Source organism: Arcticibacter svalbardensis MN12-7 (assembly GCF_000403135.1).
Classification (GTDB): Bacteria; Bacteroidota; Bacteroidia; order Sphingobacteriales; family Sphingobacteriaceae; genus Arcticibacter; species Arcticibacter svalbardensis.
Genome location: NZ_AQPN01000117.1, coordinates 1 through 4,540, shown reverse-complemented (window position 1 = coordinate 4,540; position 4,540 = coordinate 1). Strand labels below are relative to the sequence as shown.

Below are 4,540 nucleotides of genomic sequence, written 5' to 3'. Positions count from 1 at the left end.
AATTGGATCCAAAAGGTCCGTCAACAAAGGCATTAATTTCAGCTGATTTAATGTATTTTAGCTTTTTAACTACCCAATGTTTAGGTACTTTTCCTAACCATTCAATACCACTATCTTTCATTGGTACAGTGGAATTTAAACCTTTTGTTACCGCCTGATTAATCATAGCAGTTTGCTCTTCATTTAATAGCTTAATTAACTTTTTCTTATCAGCTATGAGTTTATCGATTTGAGATGTTTTGTAATCAAGGTATTTAGCAATTTGTGCTTGTTCTTCTATTTTAGGATATGGTAATTTTATTTTTGAGAATTCATCTCTAGATAAATAACTTTGAATGGCTCCAGTCGATATTGAATTTAGATATTGAGTAGACGAAATAATAAAATAATACAAAAAATCGGAATACAGTTCCTTTCCTGGAGTTATTCCAATAAATGTTTGATTAGTTATTAAGGCATTTTTGACTATTGCAGTTTTTCCCATAGTGCAACTACAGGCTGTCAATACCGTCCCAACCGGATAAACCTTTAGGTTCATAGCGCTAATAGTTTCAGGAGATACACCTTGGCCACTCTTAGATGTTGATACATATTTACCATCAAAGTCTTCAATTCTCAACCAAGGAATTTCACCATCTAAATTTTTAGGTTTATCTCTTTGAGGAACCGTTAAAAAGCACTTGTATCCTAGCTTAGTTATGTTCCAATGTTCAGGTATAATACCTATCCAATCAACTCCAGAATCTTTATAATTTCCAAATTTTTTCATCCTAATCAATCACTTCATTTATCAAACCAGCTGTATCTCTTTCTAAAGTCATGATATCATTTCGGATATCTTGTAAGCTGCGCAAAGGTTTGTACTGATAAAAGTATTTAGCAAAATTCACTTCGTAACCAATTTTTGTTTTGCTTTCATCAATCCATGCGTCCGGCAAATGAGGCAATACTTCCCTTTTTAAATAGTCTAGTATTTCTTCTTTAAGCGGAATATTTTCCGTAACGCGCAAACTGCTATCGGCTTTTGGTAATCCTTTTTTGTCCAGTTTTATATTTCCTTTGGCATCTCGTTCCGGACATTCTACTGTAACTTTAGAATAACCAAAATCCGTGTTGTCAAATATTTTACTGTATTCGTTATGAATAAAATCGCCATAAGTTTCTGTAATACTAGCAATATGATTTGCAGACAATTCATTTCGTTTATTACCCAAAGATTTACTCATTTTCTTGAATAAATCAACCGCATTAATCAACTGTACTTTCCCCTTTCTTTTTGTAGGTTTACGATTTGAGATCAACCAGATGTAAGTACTGATACCGGTGTTATAGAATAACTGGTTAGGCAAGGCGATAACCGCCTCAAGCATATCGTTTTCAATAATCCACTGCCTAATACTTGATTCATTTTTTGAAGAGCTTGGGCTACCAGAGAATAATGGCGAACCATTAAATACGATCGCTAAACGAGAACCCTCAGGTTTCATCTTAGAAATGAGGTGCATTAAAAATAAAAATGATCCGTCGCTAGTAGAGGGTAGTCCTGCACCAAACCTGCCGCCGTAACCTTTTTCTTCATGCTCAGTTTTTACACTTTTTGCAATCTTTTCCCACTTTACACCAAAAGGGGGATTAGTAATCAAGTAGTCAAATCTTTCATTTGGTAATTGGTCATCAGAGATGCTATTTCCCTTTTTGATGTTTACAGGGTTCTGCCCTTTAATTAGCATATCTGATTTGCATATTGCATAAGATTCAGGATTAAGTTCTTGTCCGAAGACTTCTAACCGTGCATCGGGGTTTAACTCATTTAAATATTCTTCTGCTACACTTAACATACCACCTGTTCCTGCACAGCAGTCATAAATGGTCTTTACTATACCTTTTTTGGTTAATATGTCACGGTCGTCTAAAAAGAGTAAATTAATCATCAATCTAATAACTTCCCTGGGGGTAAAATGCTCTCCGGCAGTTTCATTCGATATTTCAGCAAACTTGCGTATCAGTTCTTCAAATAGATAACCCATTTGCGTACTGCTAACTTTATTAGGATGTAGGTTTATTTCTTCAAAACGTTTAATGACCATGAATAATAGATTATCACCATCCATTCGATCGATTTGATTGTCAAAATCAAATTGTTCAATGATTTCACGGGCATCTGCAGAAAATCCATTTATATAATCCCGCAGATTAGCAGCAAGATTATTGGGGTCAGCTATGAGTTTTTCAAATGTGAATAAACTGCGGTTATGGAAATTATATCCGGATACTTTATTTAGGATGGGGTCTATATTCTGAATGTTCAGAGCTTTTGCTTGTTCAAATTTCTTTAAGACTTCGTCTTTGGTAGACAATAATACACAATCTAGCCTGCGTAAAACGGTTAAAGGCAATATTACTTTTCCGTAATCGCTCTGCTTATAATCTCCGCGCAATAAATCGGCGATGGCCCAGATAAAGTTTGCAGTTTCTTTAAAATTCTTCATAAAATGGTTTTATTCGGATATTGATGGGCAATTTAAGTTAAATGTATTGATTAAGCTGAGATTAAGAGAGAATTGTAAGATTTTAAACACATTTGCAAAAATACTAAGATTTATATTTTTATATTACTGAGTGATTAATCCTAATGTAAAGGCTTTTTTTGTCTATAAACAAATAAAGCCCTTACTTTTTCAGTAAGGGCAGTCATGAATATTTCATATATTACTAAGTGTGATTACTGGTTACTTACTTTTTTTTATTGGGCGATTGAGTAAGCAACGCACCTGCTAAAGACTTAGAAACCTTAGATGAATTTGGATTTGACAAGACCTTGGAAGCGACTTTCGCCATTTTGGGAGATGTCTGTTCATTTTTAGACATAATGTTTAGGTAGTTATAGTAAACTACAAAGCAAAGATAACCAATGCTAAGATAATTAGCTGAATTACTTTTAATACTTGCGAGAAAATTTTTATTTAAATTGTTGTAATAACTATGGCGACCTTTGTCATATATAAATGTATTAACATGGGAAAACTACCTAACATTCATCCTGGTGAAATATTGGATATGGAATTTTTGATACCTCCAAATATTACAGCTTACCGATTAGCCAAAGCAACTAATATACCTAAAACACGTGTTTCAGATATTATCAAGGGGAATAGAAGAATCACCGCAAATACGGCATTACGCCTGAGTGTTTTCTTAAGTAATTCTGCTAAGTTTTGGCTAGGCTTACAGGATGCTTATGATCTTGAAAATGAATTAAATAAAGAATATAAAGAGCTCTGGAATATAAAAGCATATATGACTGCTTCATGATTTTCTAATTTAGAACAAACTCCAATTTTAAGTAAGCTGGTGGAGGAAATGGTTTCATTGAGACTTCTTGTGCTAAATCGTTAAAAGCGACCCCATATTTATATATTACCCAAGAAAGCATATATTACCTTTGATTCTAAGGTGATCAATCTTATTTTTTCTTCTTCTTAAATTCGTAGTAATCCATCATCCTCGTTGAAAACTCATCAATATCATTTTGAATTTCCTTAAGCTTAGCAAGCTTATCCTTCAATCCGGCCTTTGGATCCATAATTTTAAATTGTCTTTCATCTTCTCTTCCTCTATAATGGCTAACTCGTTCATTTCCTGCCATAAACTCCTCTGGGGTATACCATTTTTGAGTATGTGTTGAATAAATCCAACAATCGGAATAGTATGCATCTTTAGCATGTACACGCTTTTCCATATAGTCAGGATCTTTATCAGATTTATTCCATGCTCCATCCATGATACAAACGTATAGAAAACTAATTATTTTAGCAATATTCAATCTGATAATTGTTTGCATTCTTTTAATGTGCAAAGATTTGTAGAAGACTATATACGCTGAAGAGATTAAATTAATTGAGGATATATTTTTAAAGGAAATGGTATGACTGGTGGAGTAATGTTAACTATGTACCGAACCGAATATCTACGAATACATTTATTCTATTTCTGCTCAAACAAATGACTTCATAATTGATTTATCAAACACATCTAATAATCTATTTATGATCCCAATAAACGACTTGGTTATTCCGGCAGCACGCAAAGGAGATATACCTGTTTTACAAGAATTAATTAAGCAGGGTGCTGATTTAAACACCAAAGATGAAAAAGGATTTACACCTTTAATTATCGCGTGTTATAATCATCAATATGAAGCTGCAAAGTTATTGCTTGATGCTGGTGCTGATGTGGATGCTGCTGACCTGGGTGGCAATACTGCATTAATGGGTGCAGCTTTTAAGGGGTATAGCGACATTGCCGAACTATTAATAAGTTATGGTGCCAATTTGAATTTACAACATGGTAATGGCGGTACGGCATTGATGTTTGCTACGATGTTTGGCCGTAATGACTTGGTTAAACTTTTGCTTGTAGCTGGTGCGGATAAACACATTCGTGATGTAAGGGGTTTGACTGTTGTTGACCTTGCTGTTCAACAAAATAACACTGAAGGTATTCATATTTTGATGTAATCAAGCTTAAATTAAACAAAAAC

5 protein-coding genes are annotated in these 4,540 nt (G+C 33.9%); 2 read left to right on the top strand and 3 right to left on the bottom strand.

What is annotated here, in order from left to right:
- Window positions 1-769, bottom strand: a 769-nt coding sequence (locus ADIARSV_RS16360) for a restriction endonuclease subunit S (protein WP_200864769.1), incomplete at its 3' end; no start/stop codon positions are given.
- A gap of 1 nt (window position 770) precedes the next feature.
- Entirely contained in the window at window positions 771-2,489 is a 1,719-nt protein-coding gene (locus ADIARSV_RS16355) for a type I restriction-modification system subunit M (protein ID WP_016196740.1), read from the bottom strand.
- 526 nt (window positions 2,490-3,015) lie between these two features.
- On the opposite strand from ADIARSV_RS16355, the gene ADIARSV_RS16350 reads away from it, so the two are divergent.
- Complete coding sequence (locus ADIARSV_RS16350) at window positions 3,016-3,312, top strand: HigA family addiction module antitoxin (protein ID WP_016196738.1); 297 nt, start codon at window positions 3,016-3,018, stop codon at window positions 3,310-3,312.
- A gap of 151 nt (window positions 3,313-3,463) precedes the next feature.
- On the opposite strand, the gene ADIARSV_RS16345 is transcribed toward ADIARSV_RS16350, so the two are convergent.
- The gene (locus ADIARSV_RS16345) at window positions 3,464-3,841 is read right to left on the bottom strand and encodes a hypothetical protein (RefSeq protein WP_040300423.1); all 378 of its coding nucleotides are present in this window, start codon (window positions 3,839-3,841) and stop codon (window positions 3,464-3,466) included.
- Window positions 3,842-4,046: 205 nt separating this feature from the next.
- Between ADIARSV_RS16345 and ADIARSV_RS16340 the strand changes: the two genes are divergently transcribed.
- Window positions 4,047-4,517, top strand: coding sequence for an ankyrin repeat domain-containing protein (locus ADIARSV_RS16340; RefSeq protein WP_016196736.1), 471 nt, complete (start codon window positions 4,047-4,049; stop codon window positions 4,515-4,517).
- The last annotated feature ends 23 nt before the right edge of the window (window positions 4,518-4,540 follow it).

What these genes read in the sequence shown, in the direction of transcription:
- ADIARSV_RS16355 (WP_016196740.1), bottom strand. Translation starts at nt 2,489, where the DNA reads ATGAAGAATTTTAAAGAAACTGCAAACTTTATCTGGGCCATCGCCGAT.
- ADIARSV_RS16350 (WP_016196738.1), top strand. Translation starts at nt 3,016, where the DNA reads ATGGGAAAACTACCTAACATTCATCCTGGTGAAATATTGGATATGGAA.
- ADIARSV_RS16345 (WP_040300423.1), bottom strand. Translation starts at nt 3,841, where the DNA reads ATGCAAACAATTATCAGATTGAATATTGCTAAAATAATTAGTTTTCTA.
- ADIARSV_RS16340 (WP_016196736.1), top strand. Translation starts at nt 4,047, where the DNA reads ATGATCCCAATAAACGACTTGGTTATTCCGGCAGCACGCAAAGGAGAT.